16 protein-coding genes and 1 pseudogene are annotated in these 21,506 nt (G+C 68.3%); 11 read left to right on the top strand and 6 right to left on the bottom strand.

What is annotated here, in order from left to right; all coding sequences use genetic code 11:
• Positions 1-71: 71 nt before the first annotated feature.
• The gene (locus KDK95_RS02310; RefSeq protein WP_212516285.1) at positions 72-3,941 is read right to left on the bottom strand and encodes a ricin-type beta-trefoil lectin domain protein; all 3,870 of its coding nucleotides are present in this window, start codon (positions 3,939-3,941) and stop codon (positions 72-74) included.
• Between the two features lie 661 nt (positions 3,942-4,602).
• Between KDK95_RS02310 and KDK95_RS02305 the strand changes: the two genes are divergently transcribed.
• From KDK95_RS02305 to KDK95_RS02285, 5 genes are all read left to right on the top strand, one after another.
• A complete protein-coding gene (locus tag KDK95_RS02305) occupies positions 4,603-6,420 on the top strand; it encodes a glycoside hydrolase family 2 protein (protein WP_372463252.1) in 1,818 nt (605 codons plus the stop codon).
• Between the two features lie 38 nt (positions 6,421-6,458).
• Positions 6,459-7,730, top strand: a complete 1,272-nt coding sequence (locus KDK95_RS02300) for an ABC transporter substrate-binding protein (RefSeq protein WP_212516283.1) — start codon at positions 6,459-6,461, stop codon at positions 7,728-7,730.
• A gap of 120 nt (positions 7,731-7,850) precedes the next feature.
• Entirely contained in the window at positions 7,851-8,723 is an 873-nt protein-coding gene (locus KDK95_RS02295) for a carbohydrate ABC transporter permease (protein WP_212516282.1), read from the top strand.
• A complete protein-coding gene (locus KDK95_RS02290; RefSeq protein WP_212516281.1) occupies positions 8,720-9,622 on the top strand; it encodes a carbohydrate ABC transporter permease in 903 nt (300 codons plus the stop codon). The genes KDK95_RS02295 and KDK95_RS02290 overlap by 4 nt, the downstream gene beginning before the upstream one ends.
• An 86-nt stretch (positions 9,623-9,708) precedes the next feature.
• Positions 9,709-11,889, top strand: a complete 2,181-nt coding sequence (locus KDK95_RS02285) for a ricin-type beta-trefoil lectin domain protein (protein ID WP_212516280.1) — start codon at positions 9,709-9,711, stop codon at positions 11,887-11,889.
• Between the two features lie 279 nt (positions 11,890-12,168).
• On the opposite strand, the gene KDK95_RS02280 is transcribed toward KDK95_RS02285, so the two are convergent.
• Together KDK95_RS02280 and KDK95_RS02275 are read right to left on the bottom strand one after the other, a co-directional pair.
• Positions 12,169-12,996: an LLM class F420-dependent oxidoreductase gene (locus tag KDK95_RS02280; protein ID WP_212516279.1), complete on the bottom strand. Its 828-nt coding sequence runs from the start codon at positions 12,994-12,996 to the stop codon at positions 12,169-12,171.
• Positions 12,997-13,253: 257 nt separating this feature from the next.
• Complete coding sequence (locus KDK95_RS02275) at positions 13,254-14,375, bottom strand: hypothetical protein (RefSeq protein WP_212516278.1); 1,122 nt, start codon at positions 14,373-14,375, stop codon at positions 13,254-13,256.
• On the opposite strand from KDK95_RS02275, the gene KDK95_RS02270 reads away from it, so the two are divergent.
• Both KDK95_RS02270 and KDK95_RS02265 read left to right on the top strand, forming a co-directional pair.
• Entirely contained in the window at positions 14,368-14,775 is a 408-nt protein-coding gene (locus KDK95_RS02270) for a hypothetical protein (RefSeq protein ID WP_212516277.1), read from the top strand. The two genes, KDK95_RS02275 and KDK95_RS02270, sit on opposite strands and share 8 nt — an antisense overlap.
• 15 nt (positions 14,776-14,790) lie before the next feature.
• Positions 14,791-15,225 (top strand): hypothetical protein, encoded by a 435-nt coding sequence (locus tag KDK95_RS02265; protein WP_212516276.1) that lies wholly within the window; start codon positions 14,791-14,793, stop codon positions 15,223-15,225.
• Between the two features lie 152 nt (positions 15,226-15,377).
• Here KDK95_RS02265 and KDK95_RS02260 read toward each other — a convergent pair whose 3' ends face one another.
• Positions 15,378-16,211 (bottom strand): alpha/beta fold hydrolase, encoded by an 834-nt coding sequence (locus KDK95_RS02260; protein ID WP_212516275.1) that lies wholly within the window; start codon positions 16,209-16,211, stop codon positions 15,378-15,380.
• Positions 16,212-16,320: 109 nt separating this feature from the next.
• Between KDK95_RS02260 and KDK95_RS02255 the strand changes: the two genes are divergently transcribed.
• Positions 16,321-16,917 (top strand): TetR/AcrR family transcriptional regulator, encoded by a 597-nt coding sequence (locus KDK95_RS02255; RefSeq protein ID WP_212516274.1) that lies wholly within the window; start codon positions 16,321-16,323, stop codon positions 16,915-16,917.
• A 98-nt stretch (positions 16,918-17,015) separates the two neighbouring features.
• Here the strand turns inward: KDK95_RS02255 and KDK95_RS38080 are convergent.
• Positions 17,016-17,165: pseudogene (locus tag KDK95_RS38080) on the bottom strand (alpha/beta fold hydrolase); the annotation flags it as partial.
• A gap of 185 nt (positions 17,166-17,350) precedes the next feature.
• Between KDK95_RS38080 and KDK95_RS02250 the strand changes: the two are divergent.
• Positions 17,351-17,956 (top strand): hypothetical protein, encoded by a 606-nt coding sequence (locus tag KDK95_RS02250; protein WP_212516273.1) that lies wholly within the window; start codon positions 17,351-17,353, stop codon positions 17,954-17,956.
• Here KDK95_RS02250 and KDK95_RS02245 read toward each other — a convergent pair.
• The gene (locus KDK95_RS02245) at positions 17,950-18,444 is read right to left on the bottom strand and encodes a hypothetical protein (RefSeq protein ID WP_212516272.1); all 495 of its coding nucleotides are present in this window, start codon (positions 18,442-18,444) and stop codon (positions 17,950-17,952) included. The two genes, KDK95_RS02250 and KDK95_RS02245, sit on opposite strands and share 7 nt — an antisense overlap.
• A 323-nt stretch (positions 18,445-18,767) precedes the next feature.
• Here KDK95_RS02245 and KDK95_RS02240 point away from each other — a divergent pair, with 323 nt between their 5' ends.
• Together KDK95_RS02240 and KDK95_RS02235 are read left to right on the top strand one after the other, a co-directional pair.
• On the top strand, positions 18,768-20,225 hold the full coding sequence (locus KDK95_RS02240) for an aldehyde dehydrogenase family protein (RefSeq protein WP_212516271.1): 1,458 nt from the start codon (positions 18,768-18,770) through the stop codon (positions 20,223-20,225).
• Positions 20,226-20,242: 17 nt separating this feature from the next.
• Positions 20,243-21,361, top strand: a complete 1,119-nt coding sequence (locus KDK95_RS02235) for an NAD(P)-dependent alcohol dehydrogenase (protein ID WP_212516270.1) — start codon at positions 20,243-20,245, stop codon at positions 21,359-21,361.
• The last annotated feature ends 145 nt before the right edge of the window (positions 21,362-21,506 follow it).

Raw genomic sequence — 21,506 nt, 5'->3', positions numbered from 1 at the left:
CGCTCCCAGCGAACTCGCCGACCGCCGCTATGACTGCTGCATGGTGCTTATAGGTGAACAGTTTGTTCAGCTCACGGCAGGTTCCAGATCTGGTTCGCCGCGTCGGTGCAGGTCTCGATGTCCAGTTGGATGCCTGAGGCGCCGGAACTGGGGTCGGTCAGGCAGAGTCCTGAGTTCGGATTGATCAGTTCGCCGTTAACCTGCGGCTGCCAGTTCTGTGCCGCGCTGCTGTTGCAGTAGTAGAGGTCCACGCTCGTGCCGGTCGTCGTACCCGCGTTGTTGACGTCGAGGCACTTGCCGTATGCCTGGAGGCTGTAGTTCGAGGCCAGTGTCCACTGCTGCGCCAATGTACTGTTACAGGTGTAGACCTGGACCGGGTTGAGGTCGGCCGGGTTGGCGTTGCGGACGTCGACACACAGCCCCTGATAGCCGGTCATCTGGCCGACGGGTGCGCGCAGGGTCCAGATCTGGTTCGCCGCGCCGGTGCAGGTCTCGATGTCCAGCTGGGTGCCGGACGCGCCGGAACCCGGGTCCGTCAGGCAGTTGCCGGACTGCGGGTTGAGGACCTCGCCGTTCGACTGTATCTGCCAGTTCTGAGCGCCCGTGGCGTTGCAGGTGTAGAGCTGGACGGGAGTGCCGCTCGCGGTGGCGCCGCCCTTAGCATCGAGGCAGAGTCCCATCGCGCGGATCGAGCCGTCGGAATCGGCTGTCCAGCTCTGCGCTTGGGTGCCATTGCAGAAGTATGCCTGGACCGCGTCGCCGGATTGACCGGTGCCGCCGCGGTCGTCGGTGCACAGGCCCTGAGCGCCGAGACGGATCTGCCGGGCAGCGGCCGGTATGACGATTTCGGCTACCTGCGCGGCGGCGGAAGAGCCTGCCTGGTAGCGGATGTAGCGGTAGCTCGAAGTCGGGAACGAGGCGGTGCTGCTCGGACTCGTTATCGCCGCCTGACTCGCGAGCGTTGTCCAGATGCTGTCGTCGTTGGAGCCCTGGATCGTGTAAGCGGTCGTCGTTCCGGCGGAGGTGACCTGGACCTGGTCGAGGGTGGTGGCGGCGCCCAGGTCGATGGTGAGGTTCGCGCCGGTGGCCGTGGCGTGCCACGAGGTGTCGGCGCTGCCGTCGACCGCGGCCTCGGCCGGATAGCTCGGGTCGGCGCTCGAGGCGGACACCGACTTGCACTCGGCGAGGTTCGAGGCGTTGCTGAACGTGCGGGTGGCGACGGTGACCGGGACTCCGGAGCTCACGTTCTGGACGGCGCCACCCGCGACGCTGACCGGCAGGGCGGGTCCGGCGGTGACGGTGATCGTGGTGCCGGTCGGGGTGATCGCGAGCGAGTAGGTGGTGCCGTGCCACTGCAGGCCGCTCAGATCGAGTTCGGGGATCTGCGGGGGCAGCGAGGGGTTGAGTTCGACGGCGTTCTGGTTCCAGCGCAGGCCGGTGAATCCGTATTCGAATTCCTGCAGGAAGCCGCCGTTCGCAGTGGTGAAGGTGAACGCGCCGCCGGTGCGGGTCTCGTGGAACTGGTCGTAGGGGGCACCCATGAACGGGTTCACGCTGCGTTCGAGGTAGGTGTAGGCGTCGCAGCGATTGGTCTGCAGGGCGGCCGCGTCGATGGCGGCGATGGAGTCGGTCATCGACGGTCCGTTCAGGTCGGTGACCGAGCTGTAGTAGTCGAGGTCGTTCTCGGCCACCGAAGCCGACATCGGCACGTTCCACGGGTACTGCAGCATGGTGACGTCGGCCTGCTTGATCGTCGTGCCGGTGGGATACCCGTTGTACTCGTAGTGGCGCTGGTCGGTGGAGTCGAAGGGGATCTCCAGGCCGCTCGCCACAGTCGTCCAGGCGGAGTTCGCGGTGTTGCCGGTGATCTGTGCCGCCTGGGTGGCGATGTTCAAGACCTCTTGGGCCGCGGCGTCGGTGTATGCGCTGTCGTTGACGCCGTCGTGGTACTCATCCGGGCCCATCACGTTGAGGATCTGGTACGCGCCGGAGGTCGTCGGGTCCGCGGTGGCGCGCGAGGCCCAGAAGTTCGCGATCTGGCTCAGCACGGGCCACGCCTTTTTCGCCAGCCAACTGGTGTCACCCGTGGCGAGGAAGTACTGCCACTGCGCGAGCGCGATGTCCGCCGAGATGTGCAGTTCGTCGCATTGCGCGCCGGGTCCCTGGTACGCGTCCTGGCCGGTGATGCTGCTCTCCCATGGATAGCGTGCGCCGGAGACGGTCTGTCCAGCCGGTGCGCAGGTCGCGGAGTTCTTCTGGGCTTGCCCGAGCAGGGCCTGGCGGTAGGTGTCGGTGGCCTCGGCGATGTCCGGGTGTTGAGCCAGCAGCGCGGGGTCCATCCAGGTTTCCATGTCCCAGAACACGTGGCCGTTGTAGTCGTCCGAGGACAGTCCGCCAGGCGGGCTGGGCCACGGTACGTCGGCGCGGTTGCTTTCGAGCAGGTAGAACATGCTGGCGCGGATCTCGCCGGTCAGTGCGGGGTTGCCGGGAACGGAGATGTCCGCGCTCCACAGCTTCGACCAGGCCGTGTTGTTGCGCGAGGTGATCGCGGCGGCCCCGAGGTTCGCGGCCGAGGTGGCTTGGCTGAGCGCGGTGCTCTGCGGGGCGGTGCTCGCCGCGCCGGGTCCGCCGTCGTCGCTGGAGGCGATGCCGACGAACTTCGTCGCCGTGTAGGTGGTGCCGGAGGCCACGGTCAGCTGCGCGCTCTGCCCGGCCGCGACGCCGTCAGCGGCGGTGGTGGCCGTCGGCGACGTCGAGCCTCCGAGTCGGAGCACGGACGCGATCGCAGCGGTCACCCCGGTGCTGTCGGCGGCGACGTTCTCGGTGAGCACGCCGTTCTGGGTGTCGATGGTCGGCGAGGAGGCGGACGAGTCGTTGAGCCCGCGTTCGTCGAGCGCGTCGACGACGGTCGCGGTCCCGGACCAGTGCGGTGTGAAGGACATGGTGACCATGCCGAGGTGGCCGTCGCTCTGGTCCGCGTTGACGGTGTAGGTGAAGTCGGTGGTGCGCCCGGACGGCGCGGTCCAGGTGAACGAGGTCGTCAACGTCCCGGTCGCCATGTTGAGCGACTGGTTGAAGCCCGACCGGGTGCCGGACTGGAGCGTTGAGACGGTAGTCGGTGCAGCTGCACCGGCCGGATACGCGGCGACAGTGTCGATGTTCACCTGCCCGGAGTCTCCCGAGCCCACGGTGATCACGACGTCGTTGTCGCCGGCGGTTAGCGTCGCCGGGAGGGTCAGGGTGCTCCAGGTGTCCCAGTTGGCAGTGGGCGGTAGCGTTACGTGCTGAAGCGGGCCGCCGTCGACGCCGATCGAGACCGTCTCGCTCGCACCGTTGCCGTTGGCATAGCGCAGGGCGATCGTCGCGGCACCCGCCGTGGCGTCGGCGATCGGTACGCTGACGGTGGCACCGACATTCGGGGAGCCGTACCCGAGGCCCGCGGCGAACAGGCCGCCGACAGACCCGGTGTGGTCGCTGGCGGGGGTGGCGCCGCCGGAGAGTTCGCCCGCTGCGGCCTGGCACACTTCGTCGTACCGGCAGATCGGCAGGTTGCCGTACATGTCGGTGCCGTCGACCAGCCCGAGGGTGGTCCAGGTCGGGATGTCGGCACGGATCTCCGACCAGTCGGTCTCGGCCGGGGGGTTCGAATAGAAACCCGCCAGCTCGCTTTCGGTGGTGATCGGGTTCGTGTCGAACCCGGCGCCCGCAGCGGGCACCCGGGCCGCGAGGTAGCCGTTGCCGATGAAGGTCGGCGTGTAGTTCGTGGTGGGATCCGTCGTCGAGAGCGTCCACGGCCCGCTGCCCGCGACCGCGGACGTGGCCGCCTGCGGATGCGCCTTCGAGGCAGCGGTGGCAGTCGGTGCCAGCGCCGCGCTCGCGGCGAGCAGGCCGACCGAGGCCACCGTGGCCCAGAGTCGTTCGGGTGTACGTCGTCGTCGCACCTTGATGCCTCTCGTTTCCAGAGGATTCGCCACAAACGGCCCGTGGTGTGGCCGTCCGCGTCCGGACCGGCCCGTCGTGGACCTGCCTCTGGATGCGGGCTTGCCGGTGAGCCGGTTGAGTGGTGGGTGGCTCGCCATGACCCGAAGGACATCGCGCCTTGGTGGGGGCATGGGCGGCTCCATTGCCGGGAAGGCGTTTACAACGTTGCAAGGCCTTATTGAGCCACCGCTTCGACGCTGCGTCAAGCGGTCGGGGGAAGAGGATCGCAGGGTCCGATCTTCGCGGACGGATTGTCGCGGATGTGCCGATGTAAGTTGTGGCCGGGTGAAGGCCACCACGCGACGGGTGCCAGGCTGGGCCCGTGAACGTCGACGAAGGCTATGCGTACTCCTGCGCGCCGCCGCGGCGAATCCGGAAGGGCGGCCGCTGTCGGTGCGGGTCAGCGTTCCACGGTGCCGACGAGTCGGCCGCGGGCGAGGACGGGTGCGGTACTCCTGGCGCGGACGGCGCTTATCCTGCGCGCGGACGCCTCATGAATCAGCATGCGTCGCAGTGTCACTCCGACCTGGCCGCCGCGCGTCGTAACCGGTTCGTTATCTTGGGGGTATTGCAACGATGCAAGCTCGGCGGCGATACTCACTTCCCGTGAACGTTGCAACGATGCAAGCGGCCGAGACGCCGGTGCGGCCGATGCCCCGGGCCGAGTACCCCCGGCCTCAATTCGTCCGGGAGCGCTGGCTCTGCCTCAACGGGACCTGGCGGTTCGAAATCGACCAGGCGGATTCCGGGTACGAGCGCGGTCTGCTCGAGGCGGAGCTGTCCGGCGAGATCACCGTCCCCTTCGCACCGGAGTCGCAGCTCTCGGGGGTCGGCGTGACGGACTTCCTCGAGGCGGTCTGGTACCGGCGTTCGGCCACAGTGCCGGCCGACTGGGCTGGAGAGAGGGTCTTGCTGCACTTCCAGGCCGTCGACCACGACGCGACGGTGTGGATCGACGGCGTGGAGGCGGGCCGGCACCGCGGCGGGTTCACCGGCTTCAGCCTGGACATCACCGATCTGATCGAGCCGGGCCGCCAGTTCGACATCACCGTGCGAGCTCGGGACAGCCGCGGCGGCAGCCAGGCCCGGGGCAAGCAGTCCACCCGTTACCACGGTTACGAAGCGTTCTACCAGCGAAGCACCGGAATCTGGCAGACGGTCTGGCTCGAACCGGTTCCCAAGGTGCATCTGAAGCGCGCCAAGATCACGCCCGACCTCTCCGGCAGCAGATTCCTGGTCACCGTTCCCGTCTCGAGTGCGGCGGCGGCCCTGCGCGTACAAGCTGTCATCTCCGACGAGGCCGGCGAGGTCGCCCGGGCGGAGGCGGCGCTCGACATCGACGGCGCCCCCGTACTGGTGCTGCCCGTGCCCGCCGGGCGGCGGCGCGTGTGGAGCCCTGCGGACCCGCACCTCTACGACCTTCGGCTGGAATTGCGTGGCGGGGAGGGCGAACTCGTCGATGAGGTGCGCAGCTACGCCGGTCTGCGCAGCGTGTCCATCGACGGGCGCGCGGTGCTCATCAACGGCGAGCGCGTCTTCCAGCGGCTGGTGCTGGATCAGGGCTGGTATCCGGATGGGTTGATGACCGCGCCGGACGACGCCGCCCTGGTCCGCGACATAGAACTGGCGCTTCAGGCCGGATTCAACGGAGCGCGGCTGCACCAGAAGGTGTTCGAGGAGCGATTCCTCTACCATGCCGACCGGCTCGGTTACCTCGTGTGGGGCGAGTTCGGGGATTGGGGAGCGCGCGTCGGCTCGGGTCCGGAAGGGCAGCAGCCGACGGCGTCGTTCATCACCCAGTGGCTCGAAGTACTCGAACGCGATCACTCGCATCCGGCGATCATCGGCTGGTGTCCCCTCAACGAGACCTTCCAGCCGCTGGGCGACCGGATCACCACCCTTGACGACGTCACGCTCGGCCTCTTTCTCGCGACCAAGGCGGCTGACCTGTCGAGGCCGGTGATCGACGCGTCCGGCTACTCGCACCGTGTCATATGGACGGACGTCTACGACTCGCACAACTACGAGCAGGAACCGGATCTTTTCGCGAAGGCGATGGCCGGACTGGCGGACGGCACTCCCTACGTCAACCGTGCGCCGGATGGCACGACCTGGTCTAAGCCCTACGCCGGCCAGCCCTATTTCTGCAGCGAATTCGGCGGCATCCTCTGGGATCCGGCGCGCGACCGTGGCCGCGATGCCGAGGGCTGGGGGTACGGCACCGCGCCGCGTACCGAGGAGGAGTGGTACGAGCGCTTCGCCGGCCTCGTCGACGCCCTTTTGGGCAACCCGCTCATGTTCGGTTACTGCTTCACGCAGCTGACGGACGTGTTCCAGGAGCGCAACGGAGTGTACCGCTTCGATCGCGGCTGCAAGCTCGACGTATCGCGCATCCGCGCGATCCAGTCGCGCCCCGCGGCCTACGAGCTCGGGGATTGAGACCCCGCAACCACCACAACTCCAATGGAGGAGAAATCGTGGCACTACGTACTCGGACTCTGGCGGCATCGATGGCGCTCGCCTGCGCCGCGGCGGTGACGCTCGGCGCATGTTCTTCGTCCGGTGGGTCGTCGGCGAACGGGAAGGTGACTCTGAACGTCGTCGGCTTCGAGGGCGGCGGTACCGAGCTCGCCGACATCCCCGAGATCAACGCCGCCTTCGAAAAGGCCTACCCCAACGTCACAATCAACTACAAGTACGTCGCGAACAGCGAGTACGAGGCCTACAACAACACACGACTGGCCGCGGGAACCGCCGCCGATGTGCTGATGGTGAATCCGTACTACGAGACGACGTGGGTGCAGCAGGGCTTCTTGAGCGATCTCAGCGACCAGTCCTGGGTCTCCACGCTGCTGCCGAAGGTCAAGCCCTTCGCCCAGCGCGACGGCAAGACGTACGCGTTCATCCAGCAGAACATCCCGATCGGCCTGTACGCCAACCTCGATCTGCTCAAGCGCGCCGGGATCGACAGCGTCCCGACGACGTGGCCCGAGTTCCTCTCGGACCTGCAGACGCTCAAGGCCAAGGGTGACGGCGGCATCGAGGTCCCGAACCTGCAGGGCTGGGATGCCGAGCAGCTCTCGCTCGCCCTGGCGGCGAACCTCATCGACACGAGCTGGGGCTCGAAGTACGACAGCGGCGGCTCGACGTGGGCCGCGACCTGGAGCCCGGTGATCGACAAGCTGAAGCAGCTTCTGTCATCCGGATACGTCGACGGCAAGACGATGAACGGCATCGACCCGTTCGTGCAGGGCCCGGCGGACTTCGCCTCCGGCAAATACGCCTTCTTCGTCGACGGCGCCTGGGACCTGAGCCACTACAAGCAGACCGCGTCGTTCAACTTCTCGCTCAACCCGTTCCCCGGCGGCGCGGCGGGCAGCACTCCGAAGACCTTCACGTTCATCGGCTCCGGCTGGTCGGTCTACTCGCAGTCCCCGAACCAGACCGCGGCCAAGGAGTACGTGGCCTTCATGGCTCAGCCGGCCCAGGACAGCGCGTACCTCGCGGCGGAGAGCTCGTTCACCACCCTCACCGACGTGCCGAGCCCGCATGTGGCCGCATCCGCCCCCGTCTACAACGCGTTCAGCGCGGGCGACACCAGCCCCTCGCAGATCGAGTTCATCGCGGACCCGGACTCCGAGAACAAGTTCAAGCCGCAGCTGACCGCGCTGTTCAGCGACCCCTCGAAGCCGGATGCCGCGCTGCTGTCCGCGCTCGACCAGCAGATTCCCAAGACCGCCTCGAAGTGATCTTCAGCGCCGTCCACTGAGGCCCGTGGGGCGGGCGCGGGGGGCCCGCCCCACGGGCCCCCGCGCCTGCCCCGCAGGGCCCTCCCGTCAAGGCCGCCTGGCAATCAGACGAGGTGTCACATGAAACTCAACAGTCGGTCGGCTTTGCTCCTCATGCTGCCCGCCACAGTGCTCTACGCGCTGTTCGTGCTCTACCCGGCCATCGAATCCATCCAGCTGAGCCTCACCAACGCGCGGGGACTGCGCGGCGGGTCGTTCGTCGGCCTCGCCAACTACCGGGCTCTCCTGCACGATCCGCAGGTCACGGCCGCGCTGAAGAACACGCTGATCTACACCGTGTTCGTCGTCGTGGTACAGAACGCCCTCGGTCTCGCAGTGGCCGCGTGGCTCTACAGCCACCCGAAGATCCGCACCATCGCACGGACCGGAATGCTGCTGCCCGCCATGATGGCGCTGGTCGCCGTCTCCTACCTGTGGCAGTTCATCTACTCGCCGATCGGCGGGCCGCTCAACGCCATCCTCGGGGGACTAGGGCTGCAGTCACTCGAACAGTCCTGGCTCGGCAATCCGTCCACCGCGCTGGCGTCCATCGCCGCGACATACATGTGGATGTACCTCGGCTACACGGCGACGATCTTCCTGGCCAACTACCTCGCGATCCCGGCCAGTGTGCTGGAGGCGGCGTCTCTCGACGGCGCGACCGGCTGGCGGCGCTTCAAATACATCGACTGGCGCCTGCTCGCGCCTTCGCTGACCGTGAACGTCACCCTGTCCACGATCGGCTCGCTGCGCGTGTTCGACCTGCCGTTCGTCATGACGAACGGCGGCCCGGGAAACAGCACCCAGACGCTGAGCTACGTCATCTACACCGACAGCTTCCAGAACTTCCAGTTCGCCTACGGAACCAGCATCGCCGTCGTACTGCTGGTCATCACGATCATCGCGAGCATCCTCGTCACCACGGTGCTGCGCCGCAGGGAGGTCGCCGCATGAGTTCCGTGCTCACCACACCGGTCCGCGCTGGTGACGGCGCGAAGGCACCCGCCCCGCGGAACCGTCCCGGATCTCGCCGCCGCGCGCTGCGTTCGCGCATCTCGGCGGCCGGTCTGCTGCTCGTGACGCTCGTTCTCGTCGCCCCGATCATCCTGGCGATCAAGGTGTCCCTGCAGTCAGACGCGGACGCCTCCTCGAATCCCCTCGGTCTGCCTCACCACCTCGACTGGGCCAACTACTCCAACGCCTTCCAGACGATGGACTACGGGCGCAGTGTGTTCAATTCCGTGCTGATCACCGGTTGCTCGGCGCTGGTCGTGCTGCTCACCGGTTCGCTGTGCGCCTGGCCGCTCGCCCGGCTCAGCCGAGCGTGGACGAAGATCGTCTACCAGTTCTTCGTCGCGGGGCTCACGATCCCGGTCTTCGTGCTGATCACGCCGCTCTACATCCTGATGCGCAACCTGCATCTGCTCGACAGCTTCGCCTCCGTCATCCTCTCCGAAGCGGCGATCAGCCTCCCGTTCGCCGTGTTGTTCTTCACCAGCTTCCTGCGGTCGGTTCCGGCCGAGCTCGAGGAGGCTGCCGCGATCGACGGTGCCGGACCCTTGCGCACCTACTGGCACGTCGTACTGCCCTTGCTGCGCCCGGCCAGCGCGACGCTGATCATCACCCTGACCCTCGCTATCTGGAACGACCTGATCATCCCGCTCGTGATGCTCAGTTCGGACAACAAGCAGACGATCACGCTCGACGTCTACAACACCATCGGCACGCACAGCTACAGCGCTTCCCAACTGCTGCCGACCGTCCTGCTCGGCACCGCTCCGCTGCTCGTGGTCTTCGTGATCCTGCAGCGCCACATCGTCGCCGGCATCTCCGCCGGTGTCGGAAAGGACTGACCCGACGCCGCGCATCCGCGCGCGATCGGTCCCACTCACGCAAATTCGCCCGTTCACGCAATGACGCGCCGAATTGGAGATATCTGATGAGTACCCACAGCCGTCCGGGACTTCTTCCCGGCGGCCGCAGCCGCCCCGGGTGGCGTGCGATCAGCCTGTTCTTCAGCCTGCTCGCCGCCCTGCTCGGTCTGCAGCTCGCACCCGCGCACGCGAACGTCATCGGCAACACGCTCTACGCGCCGTCCTCCAGCACCGAGGGCATGGCCTACGTCCGGATGATCCGGCTCGCGCACAGCGGCGGGTCGAACGGCACGCTGCTGGCCACCTTCGAGCACTGGAACACCGACGGCACGCAGAGCGACTACATCATCAAGCAGAGCACGAGCGACGGCGCCAGCTGGTCCACCCTGTCCACCGTCGCCGGCGACACCTTCTCCTACCAGCCGTTCCTGTTCGAGTATCCGCAGCAGCTCGGCAACTACCCGGCCGGAACACTGCTGCTCGTCGGCGCGACGCTGCCCGCGAACCGCGCGGGCGTGAGCTTCCGCGAGTGGCGCAGCTTCGACCACGGCGCCACGTGGAGCTCGGTCGGCGTCATCCAGACCTCGCCCGGCGCCGACGGCGACGGCATCTGGGAGCCGTTCGTCGGCCTCGACAACGCCGGGAACATGGTCATGTACTTCTCCGACGAGCGGCAGAACGCCACCTACAGCCAGTTCCTCGGCCACATGATCTCCACCGACGGCGGCGACACCTGGAGCGCCAACCTCGACGGTTCCACGAAGTTCGCGCCCGGCGAGGTCAAGGACGTGGCAAGCACCATCCAGGCGGATCGTCCCGGCATGGTCACCATCGCGAAGATCGTACCGACCGGCCAGTATGTCATGACGTACGAGCTGTGCGGCCCGGCCAACTGCTCGGTGCACTACAAGACCTCGAGCGACGGCGACACCTGGGGCTCGGGTCCCACCGACACCGGAACGATGGCCGAGACCAGCGACGGCCGGTACCTCGAGGGGACGCCGGTCCTGGCGTGGAGCCCCAAGGGCGGCCCGGACGGCGAGCTGCTGCTTTCCGGCCACAGCGAGGTCCGGTCGGCGGGCGGCACGCCGGAGAGCGGCGAAGTCGTGCTGGTCAACACGAACTCCGGCAGCGGCAGCTGGTCGTGGATGCCCTCACCGATCGCCGTGCCGACCGCCGGCGGCAACTCCAGCCAGTGCGGCTTGAACTACGACCCCGACCTGCTGGTCTCCGCCGACGGCACGGCCGTGCGCTACAGCGCGGCGGGAGCCGCGGGCCCGTACAACTGCGAAGAGCTGACCGGATCGGCCAATGCCGGTGTGCTGCCGGACACCGCCGACTTCACCAACGGCGACGGCGGTTGGGACCAGTACGGAGGCAGCTTCAGCACATCCGGCGGTGTCTACGGCGAGACCGCCGGCGGCACCGGAGGCAACAAGTCCGTCACCGGGTCGACCGGCTGGACCGACTACGACGTCGCCGGAGACGTGCGGCTCAACAGCGTCGGCGCGAACGGAAACGCAGGATTCCTCGTCCGCACCACCGACCCGACCACCGGCACCGACAACGAGGACGCCTACTACGTGGGCGTCACGTCATCGAGTGTGGTTGTCGGGAAGGAAGCCTACGGCTGGACGCAGCTCGCCTCCACGCCGATACCCGGCGGCCTCGCGACCGGCTCGTGGTACCACCTGACTATCGGCGTGACAGGATGCGATGTCACCGTCCAGGGGGAGCCGACCGGCACGAACTCGAATCCGGTCTATCTGCACCTCAACGACTGCTCCTTCTCGCAGGGTTCTGTCGGCGTGCGCGACTACGACGCGACTGCCTCGTGGGAGAACATCCACATCACCAAGGCCGGGGCCATCACCGGCCCCGGTTCGACCGGCGAATGCGTGGACGACAACAAGAACACCGACGCCAACGGCAACGCCGTCCAGCTTTGGCAGTGCAACGGCGTGCCCGGCCAGCAGTGGAGCGTACTCGCCGACGGCACGATCCGCGCCTACGGCAAGTGTCTCGACATCGTCGGCGACGGCACCGCCAATTTCAGCAAGGTCGAACTGTGGGACTGCAACGGCGTCGGCGGCCAGCAATGGGTCCCCCGCTCCGACGGCTCGCTCTACAACCCGCAGTCCGGCCGCTGCCTCGACGACCCGAGCGGCGTGACCACCGAGGGAACCCAACTGCAGATCTACGACTGCAACGGCCTCTGGACCCAGCAGTGGGCAATGCCGTCCTGACGACGGACAGAAGCCTCAACACCGTGCGTTCCCGGCCGGTCAGCGGGAACGGATGATCTCGGTCCATGCTCTGCCTGCGACAGGTGAAGTCAAAGGCAGAGCATGGACTTCCCATGCGCAACGCTCCGAACCCGTCCTTGCGACGTCATCGTCCGCCGATGCCGCGGATCTCTGCCGATCGCCGCGGATCGCCGCCGATCGCCCCCGATCGCCGCGGATCTCTGCCGGCACGACTGCGGAAAACCCCAACACCTTCCAGCGAAGCCGACGACGACGAACTCACACCCTCCCGGCGAGGGCGCGCGCCGCGCCCAGGATGTCGTTGTCCGCGGAAAGCACTTGGATCGCGACCTGGTCCGCGCCCGCGGTCAGGTGCGCGCGCAGCCCTGCGGCGACCGCCTCGACATCGCCGTGTACGGCCAGCTCGTCGATCAGCCGGTCGCTGCCGGGAGACTCCAGATGCTCCTCGGTGAAGCCGATGCGCTTGAGATTCGCGACGTAGTTCGACAAGCCCAGGTACATCCCGACGCGCTTCCGGCCGATTTCGCGGGCGCGCTCGGGATCCGCGTCGAGCACGATCTTCTGCTCGGCCACCAGCAGCGCGTTCGGCCCCAACTGCTTCCGTGCGCCGCGCGTGTACTCAGGGGTGATGAGGTACGGCAACGCTCCGGCCGTGCGGGTACGGGCCAGCTCGAGCACGCGCGGCCCGAGCGCGGCCAGCGCGCGTCGCTGTACCGGCACGCCGTGCTCGTCCAGCTTGTCGAGGTAGTCGACCAGCGCGTCGTACGGCTTGCGGTAGTCCGAGGTGGCCTCCGGATGGCCTGCGCCGATGCCCAGTAAGAACCGGCCGGGGTGCTTCTGATCCAGCCGGTGGAACGACTCCGCCACCGGGCCGGGCGCGGACGCCCAGATGTTGACGATGCTGGTGCCGACGGTCAGTCGCTCAGTCGCGTCCAGCAGCGGGTCCACCATGTCCAGCTGGGCACCAGGAGACGCGCCGAGCCAGATCGCGCCGTAGCCGAGCTCTTCCAGTTCGATTGCGACGTGCGCATCCACGTGGGTGTAGGGAGCCCAGATCGCAACACGGCCAAGATCCTCAGTGGTCATACTTCCGGAAACCCGTGCCGCCGGCCGGCTATTCCCCGGGCTGTCGCGCAGCGGCCCCGGATCGGAGCCTGAAGGGTTGGCACGCGAGACGTCATTGGACGTGCCGACCTCCTCGCCCTGCAGCGCACTCTTTCGCGACCGCGCGGGCTGCGAGCAAGAAGCTCCAGTCGCGCGGCGTCATGCCGCTGGTCGGCCTCTCCTTTCGAGCTGAACTCCCCCTGGCTGCGGGTGATTGCTCCCGTAGCGGATTCCGCCGGCTACCGGGGGCTGCGTGCCATCATGTCGGTCTCCCGGGCGGGTGCGATACGGGAGAGCCATTGGGCTGCCTCCGCCGGTTCGATCTCCCGGTCGAGCGTGAGCGTGGGAACCATGCTCGCGTAGGCCCGGCCGTTGCTCCAGCCGTAGTTTCCGTTCGGCGGATGAAGTACGAGCACTCGCACGCCGTCGAGCGGCTCGATGTCGGCCGGCCGGCCCTCGGGGTACACGTAGCCGCCGTGGCCGTCGAACAGGCGGAATCTGCGCATGATCGGGTTGGTCACGTCGAATGGCCCAGGAGAGGCGGTGGTGGCCGCTTCGACCCAAGCCGGCTCCGGCGGCTGCGTATCGAGCAGTCCCCCGTGCTCCGGCCGAATGAGCCGGTCGGCGAGGAGCGTGTGAAGTTGGTAGTTGTCGCCCACCCCGCTCATGGTGAGCCGGAAGCCGCGGCCGGTTGTCGGGTCGAGCACGATCAGCGGCTCGTCGTCGCGCACAAGGCAGAGGCCGTGCAGCCAGTATGCGCGCTCGGAGCGGTGCTTGAGCCTGCCTGCCCCGTCGGCTATGTCCTCGCGCCATGCCATCGCGTCACGGAACTCGCGACTGCTCGTCATCGCGGAGATCAAGGGGTTGATCCAGTCCTCGAGACTGAACCACGAGTAGGCGATCTGCGCGATCCTCCGCCCGGACTGTTCAGCCTGCTCAGACTGTCCAGAACGCCTGACGTACACCGCCACCGTTTCCTCGATCTCGTGCAATAGCATCTGATCGAGGGGCGGCGTGAACTCGGGCAGCGGCCGTCCTTGCGCGGCCCGATCCCAGATCCGCTCAAGCGTCAGGTAGCTCGCCATGGTCATGAGGACCCGCTCTGGGAGGACTTCAGCCAGGGACATCGGCGAAGCGCCTCGCTCGACCATGGCACCCGCGACGATGGCCAGTTTGGCGAACGTTCCGACCAGCCCGGGCAGCATTGGTGCGATCTTCTGGACGAGCGTGGTCGACTCCTCGTCGCTCAAGTCCTCGGTATCAGAGGCCAGAGCGCGAAGAGCCTGGAAGAAGTGCCGATCGCTGCCCTGCTGCATGGCAGCACGTATCTCGGCGAGCTGATGATCGAACCGGGTGGTCATGGGAGCAGAGGTTAGAGGAGCCGCTCGATTCCGTCGATCGGCGAGCGATGCGGCAGCGCAGCCGTTGATCGTGCGGGTTTCTGTCGGCGCTGGCGCGTATCGTTCTCGCGGCATCGTCAGGGAGGTCTCGGTGGGGTTCTCAGGCCAGTTCGTGTTCGGGCGCAGCGACGGGTCGCTGTTGGCGGCGCCGGCATTCGACGGCGTGCGCGCGGTGCCCGCCGCAGCCGAGGCAGCAATCCAGTGGGCGGTTGCAGCCGGGGTGACGACGACAGTGAATCAGGGCACGATCGACGCTGTGCTGCGCTCACACGAGGTGTTCGTCGAGGACGCCTTCATCGCCCTGCTCGATGCGCTCGGCTTCCCGCTCGCGGTCGCCCCTGCCGACGAAGCCGAAGCGTGAGCGGCGGCCACGGAGATGGTGTACAGGCTCTCGTTCTTCGGTCGCTGCGGCGAGCAGAACGCGCAGGATGCAATCGGTCGGCTGCTGGACGAAGTGCTCACTGACGGCGCTTCTGTCCTCGCCGAGGTGTGCGGCCCGGTGATGCCGGTAGATGAGGTCGCGGCGTACCGGCTGGCGACGAGGACACCCGAGGGAATGGCGGAGGGCGACAGGCTGACCTTGGAGGTTCATCTCGGGGTCGCCCATAACGCCGAGGTGGTGATCAGGATCGACCCGGACGACGCGCGCGGGATCTGGGGCAGCGACCTGTATGCGGTGATCTCGCTGAGCGGCGGTCACCCGGACTGGGTGCTGGTGGACCGGATCTGGGCGGCGCTGGAGCGCTTGTGGTCGGCGGTGGCGTGGGACGAGCAGTCCGGGTTCGATCTCTCCCGCGGGATACCTACCTGACGGTGTCGGGGTATCGAACGATTCGCGGACACCGGCGCCGGTCTGCCCGCGCGGGTGAAGCGCGGGCCGGCCCGGCTGTCGGAGGGAACGCTGATCGGTTGGCAGGGGTGGTTAGGCTGCTCCTTCCGGCCGGTTCGGATTGAGGGCTTCGCTCAGCGGTCGAGGAATGCGGCGACGTCGGCGGCGAACTGCTCGTGGTGCTGGAACAGGAAGCCGTGGGCGGCGTCCGGGTAGATCTTGGTGGTGGCGTCGGGCAGCAGGCCGGCGAGCAGGTGGGTGTACCGGGGCAGGATCATCGGGTCGCTGTCTCCGTTGGCGACGAACACCGGCTGGGTGATGCCCTGTACCCGCTGGAGTAGGGCGTGGTTCGGGATGCCCCAGCGGGTGATCGCGTCGTACTGGGCGGTGACGGTGGGCCAGGTGACGGGTGCGTCGTGGCCCTCGGTGCGGGTGCCGAAAACGCGTCCGGCGGCGGTGGCGTTCTCGGGCTTGGTGAAGAAGATGCTCACGTAGCCCTCGGCCGAAGCGGTCTGGCCGCCGACTGCCGCGACGACATCCGGCGACCAGCCGTGGATCCCCGAGGCGCCCTGGGGTGCCGCGGAGGCGAGCACGATGCGGCGGACCAGGTTCGGGCGGATCAGGGCGATCTCCTGGGCGACGAAGCTGCCGAGGGAGAAGCCGAGCAGGTCGACGGTGGTCAGGCCGAGCGCGGTGATGAACGCGATGGCGTCTTCGGCCATCGCGGCCACGGTGTTCGGGGCGGTGCCGGTGGTGGCACCCACGCCGCGGTTGTCGAACGTGATGACCCGGCGGCCGGCGGCGAGGGTGTCGACGAGCGCGGGGTCCCAGTTGTCGAGGTTGCCGCGGAAATGCTGGAGCAGCACCAGCGGCTGCGCGGCGCTGTCCTCGCCGAGGTCGCGGTAGGCGTACGTGATGCCGTTGTCGGCCTCGACGGTCTGCGTCTTGACGGTGGCGTAGCTGTCCATGATGGGTCTCTCCTTCGGAGGGGCGTTGACGGACTGATTTAGATTATGACTGTAATCTATTAGACTGGTTCCCGGTACGCAACCCAGACCGGTTGGCACGGGAGGACATGTGAGGCGCTCCAAGGAGCACAAGGACGAGACGCGGCGGAAGATCCTCGACTCGGCCGGCCGCCTGTTCAAGGCTGACGGGATCGACGGCACCGGCATCGCCGGGCTCATGGCGGACGCGGGCCTGACCAACGGGGCCTTCTACAAGCACTTCGCCTCGAAGGACGACCTGGTGGCGAACGCCGTAGCAGACCAGCTCGCCCAGCAGCAGCAAGTCGTCGACGCCCTGCCCGCCGGCCGCGCCGGTATCGAGGAGTTCGTACGGGGCTATTTGTCCGCCGCGCACCGCGACGACCATGTCGGCGGCTGCCCGTCCGCCGCATTGCTCGACGAGATCGGCCGCTGCACCGACGCTACGAGGCAGACCTACACCGCTGGGCTCAGTGGGCTCATCGATGCGCTCGCGCAGCGTCTGACGCCCGGCGACCCCGCGGCCTCGCGCACTGCCGTAACGACGGCGTTCGCGATGATGGCCGGCAGCATCCAGATCTCCAGGGCACTGGCAGACCGGGCCGCGGCCGACGCGCTTCTTGAGCATGCCGCCGCGACCGCGATCGAGCTGTTCGATGCCGCGGCAGATCACGCCGGGCGAGGATGATCCGGGCTCCCACGTCCGCTCGGCTACCAAAGCGCTGGAGGTTCCCCGACCCACGGCGCCGAGTGTGGCGATGCGCTCGGCGACTTCGTCGGTCATGCCAGGAGCTTGACCGCCTTCTCGGCCGACGCGATGAGCGGAACGATCTGATCGTCGTCGCCGTGGATGAGCAGAGTTGGGACCTGGATGCGCTTGAGGTCCTCAGTCAGGTCGGTCTCGGATAAGGCCTTGATGCAGTCGACCGTGCCCCGGCCGTCCGGGCAGCCCGCATGGCCGGAGTTCCGGCCGCCTGATCCCGCGAGGATGCCGCCGCGACCGTAAAGCAGTTGTGGGCGAGCGAATAAGGGCTCTACTCTGCTCGGACGGGGGCGGAAGAGAGCGATTCCCCGTTTACCGCAACTTCGCACGGCACATCCGAATCATCCGGAGGGGTCAGATGAGATCGTTCGGTTCCGTCCTGCGCAAACTCACATCAGGCAGTGGCCGGCGCGTGCTCGCGCTGTCCGCCGCCGTCATTGCGCTGGTGGGCCTCACCGCCGCCACTGCGGGCACCGCCAGCGCCGCCGCGGCGCCGCACACCGTGCGGGTCACGGTGCAGATGCACGTCGTCGGCTTCAATGCCACAGTCGCACGAGCACACGGATACTTGGTCAAGACCGCGCCCGACGGCCACCAGTACGCGGTCGCCAAGGGCGCGAACAGCGCGGTCGTGCCGAACACGACCGTCCCCGGCAACTGTGGCACCGCCACCATGGACTACACCGCCATCGGCGGCAAGGCCGCGAACGTCTACACCGGCTTCACCGTCGACGACGGCGCCTGGCTCTTCAGCTGGAATGTGTCCGTCACCGACAACGCCGGTGTGGGCAACGAGAGCTGGGGCGACTACCTCGCCAGCGACCACCAGTGGTACACGACATGGGAGACCCACCACTCCGTCACCGGCTACTCGTGGGCCGAGGTCACCAGCGGCGCCGCGTTCCTGGACAACGGCACCACCTGCGAGGCCGCGAACGTCAGCGCCTCGACGAACCTCTACTGAGCCCCCGGGCCGTACCTGGCGAGATGCGCGGCGTCGTAGGCCTCGAAGTCGGCTACGGCGCCGCTACGCAGTCGCAGTCCGTCCACGAGTTCCCGAACCCCGACGACATAGACGTGCTGGCCCTGCCAATCGAACGCCACCGCGCAGTCACCGTCACGGCAGTCGATCCGCACGCCTGGTACAGCACCAGCGTCGTCGACCTCCACCAGCGTCGCGTGCTCGAGTACCGGCTCGACCGGCCTCGCCTCGCAGTTGGCCATCACCGTGTACACGTTCTCCACGGTGCCGATCACTGGCGTCCAGTCCAGAGCGCCGCGTGTCGTGCGCACGACCACGCGCCGCCGCGCATCGCCGGGATCGCGATACCGCACCTGCACAGACCAGGGCCGCCCGTCGGCCTCCTGGAACCCGGGCAGAGCGATCAGGCCCTCCGGCACATCCGCCGCGACCACCACCGGCCCGGTAAAGCCCGCGAGACGCGGCGCCATACCGGGAAATCGGCCGCCCGCTCCGCCGCCCGCAGTTCGCCGGTACATTCCGCCCCCGTAGCTGAAAGTGAATAAGCCATCTTCTACGTGCACCTCACGATAGCCGCTAACCCGCTCGCCGCACAGCGGTTATCCCCTTCGCTCGTGCTGCCGTCTGTCGAAACGTGGCGGGGTCTCGGGCCGCGCCATCCGGATGCAGCGCCATCCGGATGTTCGCGCCGGATGCAGTGCATACTCTTGACGGCAGTCGGATAGCTGCCTAATGTCGGCTCCACGCGCGGGGCCCCCGCGTCGCCGCCCCTCGAGGACGAGGAGACCGCACCATGCCCCCCACCATCAAGGACGACATCGGCTTGCCGCCGGGTGAGCTGTTCATCGGCGGGGCGTGGGTCGCCGCCGACGGAGTGCGCGAGATCCTGGATCCGGCGACCGGGGCGGCCGTGGCCTCGGTCGCCCAGGCCGGACCGGCCGAGACGCAGCTCGCGCTGGCCGCCGCGCGGCGGGCGTTCGACGACGGCTCGTGGTCTGGGCTTGCGCCGCGCGAGCGGGGCAGGATCCTGCTTCGGGCGGCGGAGATCCTGCGCGGACAGGCCGAGGAGCTGGCCAGGCTCGAGTCGCTCGACACCGGCAAGCCGATCATGTTCACGCGCATGGTGGATGTGGCCACGACGATCGACCAGATCGACTACTACGGCGCCTTGGCGGCCGGGATCGAGGGCTCGGTCAGGCGGACGGGGCGCCCGACCTTCGCCTACACGCGCCGCGAGCCGATCGGCGTGGTCGCGGCGATCACGCCGTTCAACTTCCCGCTCATCCTGTCCTCGATCAAGATCGCGCCCGCGCTCGCCGCGGGGAACACCGTGATCCACAAGCCCGCCGAGGAGACTCCGCTGACCGCGTTGCGGATCGCCGAGGTGCTGCACGAGGCGGGGGTCCCGGACGGCGTGTTCAACGTGCTGCCGGGCGACGGTTCGGTGGGCGAGACGCTGGTGCGCGATCCGCGGGTGGACAAGATCGCGTTCACCGGTTCGACCGCGGTGGGCCGCGGGATCGCGGCGGCCGCGGCCGAGACGCTCAAGCATGTGACGGTCGAGCTCGGCGGCAAGAGCGCGAACATCATGTTCGCGGACGCCGACCTCGAAGCCGCGATCAACACCGCGATCTCGGGCTTCGTCTTCAACACCGGCCAGTTCTGCATGGCCGGATCGCGACTGCTCGTGCAGCGTCCCGTGTACGACGAGGTCGTCGCGGCGCTGGCGGGCGCGATCGGCCACGTCCCGGTCGGCGACCCCTTCGACGAGGGCACCGTCATCGGCCCGATGGCCGGACCCCGGCACCTCGCCAAGGTCCGGGCCTTCCTGGACAAGGCCGGCCAGGGCGGCGCGAAGGTGTACGGCGGCGGCCCGGTGCACGACGGGCCCGGCTTCTGGGCGGCGCCGACCGTCCTGGCCGACGTGTCGCAGGACTCGACCTTCGTGCAGGACGAGATCTTCGGCCCGGTGCTCACGGTCCAGCCGTTCGACACCGAGGACGAGGCCGTGGCCCTCGCGAACGGCACGCAGTACGGACTCGCCGCCGGACTGCAGACGACCGACATCGCCCGCGCGCACCGGGTCGCGGAGCGGCTGCGCGCGGGGATCGTCTGGGTCAACGGCTGGGCGCTGCTCGACGCCGCGCTGCCGTTCGGCGGCGTGAACCAGTCCGGCTACGGCCGCGAGGGCGGTCCCGAGGGCCTCGACGAGTACCTGCAGACCAAGTCCGTGCTCATCTCCGTGGCCTGAAGACGAGGAGTCCATCCATGCCGATCGAGACCAGAGCCGCGGTCGTCGAGGGACCTGGGGCCGCGTTCGCCGTGCAGGACGTCGTGCTCGATGAACCGCGACCGGACGAGGTGCTCGTCCGCGTCGTGGCCGCAGGGCTCTGCCATACAGACCTGGGCGTCCAGGCCGGCGGCATCCCGTTCAAGCTTCCCGGGATCCTCGGTCACGAGGGGGCGGGGATCGTCGAGCGCGTCGGCTCCGCCGTGACCCGCGTCGTGCCCGGTGACAAGGTGCTGCTGAGCTTCACCTCCTGCGGGCGCTGCGAGTCCTGTCGCGGCGGGCATCCCGCGTACTGCGCGGCCTGGTTGCCGAGCAACCTGATCAGCGGCGTGCGCGCGGACGGCACGGCCACCGTCACGCGCGACGGCGGCGCGATCGGCGGGCACTTCTTCGGCCAGTCGTCGTTCGCGCAGTACGCGCTGGCCGACGAGCGCGGCGTGGTCAAGGTGGACGCGGACGCGGATCTCGAGGTCCTCGCGCCGCTCGGCTGCGGCGTGCAGACCGGCTTCGGCAGCGTCTGGAACATCCTGCGGCCCGAGCCCGGTGCTTCGATCGCGATCTTCGGCAGCGGCGCGGTCGGTCTGGCGGCAGTCATGGCAGCGCGCCTGCTGCCGCTGAGCTCGATCGTCGCGATCGACCGCGTACCCGAGCGTCTTGAGCTGGCCCGGGAGCTCGGTGCCACGCACACGATCGACGCGACCGGCCTGCGCCCCGAGGACGTGATCCGGTCGCTGCTGGAGGCCACCGGCGGGCGCGGCGCGGACAACGCGGTCGAGACCACGGCCGTCCCGGCGGTCCTGCGCACGGCGGTCGACGCCCTGGCCCCGCGCGGCGCGTGCGCGGTCGTCGGCGCTCCGCCGGCCGGGACCGAGGTGGCGCTCGACGTCCAGGGCCTGCTGACCGGCAAGCGCGTCATCGGCGTCACCCTCGGCGACGCCGACCCGGAGACCCTCATCCCGCACCTGGTCGCCCTGCACCGCGCCGGCCGCCTGCCGCTGGAGCGCCTGGTACGGCACTACCCGCTGGATGAGATCGGCCGGGCGGCCGCGGACATGCACGAAGGCCGCACGATCAAGCCGGTGATCCGGCTCGGCTGAGACCCCGTGTATGACGGGCGCCGCCCGCTCATCCCGGCGTTCGGGTGAGCGGGCAGCGCGGCCGTCGCTTTCCGAACGAGGCGGCGTGCCCGAGCCAATCGCAACCCGGCGACCTGCTGGGGCAGGCCTCAAGCCCCCCTTCGAC

The sequence above is a fragment of the Actinospica acidithermotolerans genome (assembly GCF_018139625.1).
Classification (GTDB): Bacteria; Actinomycetota; Actinomycetes; order Streptomycetales; family Catenulisporaceae; genus Actinospica; species Actinospica acidithermotolerans.
This window is presented reverse-complemented; position numbering and strand designations above follow the sequence as displayed.

Bases quoted from the DNA above. Each gene is read 5' to 3' on its own strand.
- KDK95_RS02305 (WP_372463252.1), top strand. From the start codon at position 4,603: ATGCAAGCGGCCGAGACGCCGGTGCGGCCGATGCCCCGGGCCGAGTAC.
- KDK95_RS02295 (WP_212516282.1), top strand. From the start codon at position 7,851: ATGAAACTCAACAGTCGGTCGGCTTTGCTCCTCATGCTGCCCGCCACA.
- KDK95_RS02290 (WP_212516281.1), top strand. From the start codon at position 8,720: ATGAGTTCCGTGCTCACCACACCGGTCCGCGCTGGTGACGGCGCGAAG.
- KDK95_RS02285 (WP_212516280.1), top strand. From the start codon at position 9,709: ATGAGTACCCACAGCCGTCCGGGACTTCTTCCCGGCGGCCGCAGCCGC.
- KDK95_RS02280 (WP_212516279.1), bottom strand. From the start codon at position 12,996: ATGACCACTGAGGATCTTGGCCGTGTTGCGATCTGGGCTCCCTACACC.
- KDK95_RS02275 (WP_212516278.1), bottom strand. From the start codon at position 14,375: ATGACCACCCGGTTCGATCATCAGCTCGCCGAGATACGTGCTGCCATG.
- KDK95_RS02265 (WP_212516276.1), top strand. From the start codon at position 14,791: ATGGTGTACAGGCTCTCGTTCTTCGGTCGCTGCGGCGAGCAGAACGCG.
- KDK95_RS02260 (WP_212516275.1), bottom strand. From the start codon at position 16,211: ATGGACAGCTACGCCACCGTCAAGACGCAGACCGTCGAGGCCGACAAC.
- KDK95_RS02250 (WP_212516273.1), top strand. From the start codon at position 17,351: ATGAGATCGTTCGGTTCCGTCCTGCGCAAACTCACATCAGGCAGTGGC.
- KDK95_RS02245 (WP_212516272.1), bottom strand. From the start codon at position 18,444: ATGGCGCCGCGTCTCGCGGGCTTTACCGGGCCGGTGGTGGTCGCGGCG.
- KDK95_RS02240 (WP_212516271.1), top strand. From the start codon at position 18,768: ATGCCCCCCACCATCAAGGACGACATCGGCTTGCCGCCGGGTGAGCTG.
- KDK95_RS02235 (WP_212516270.1), top strand. From the start codon at position 20,243: ATGCCGATCGAGACCAGAGCCGCGGTCGTCGAGGGACCTGGGGCCGCG.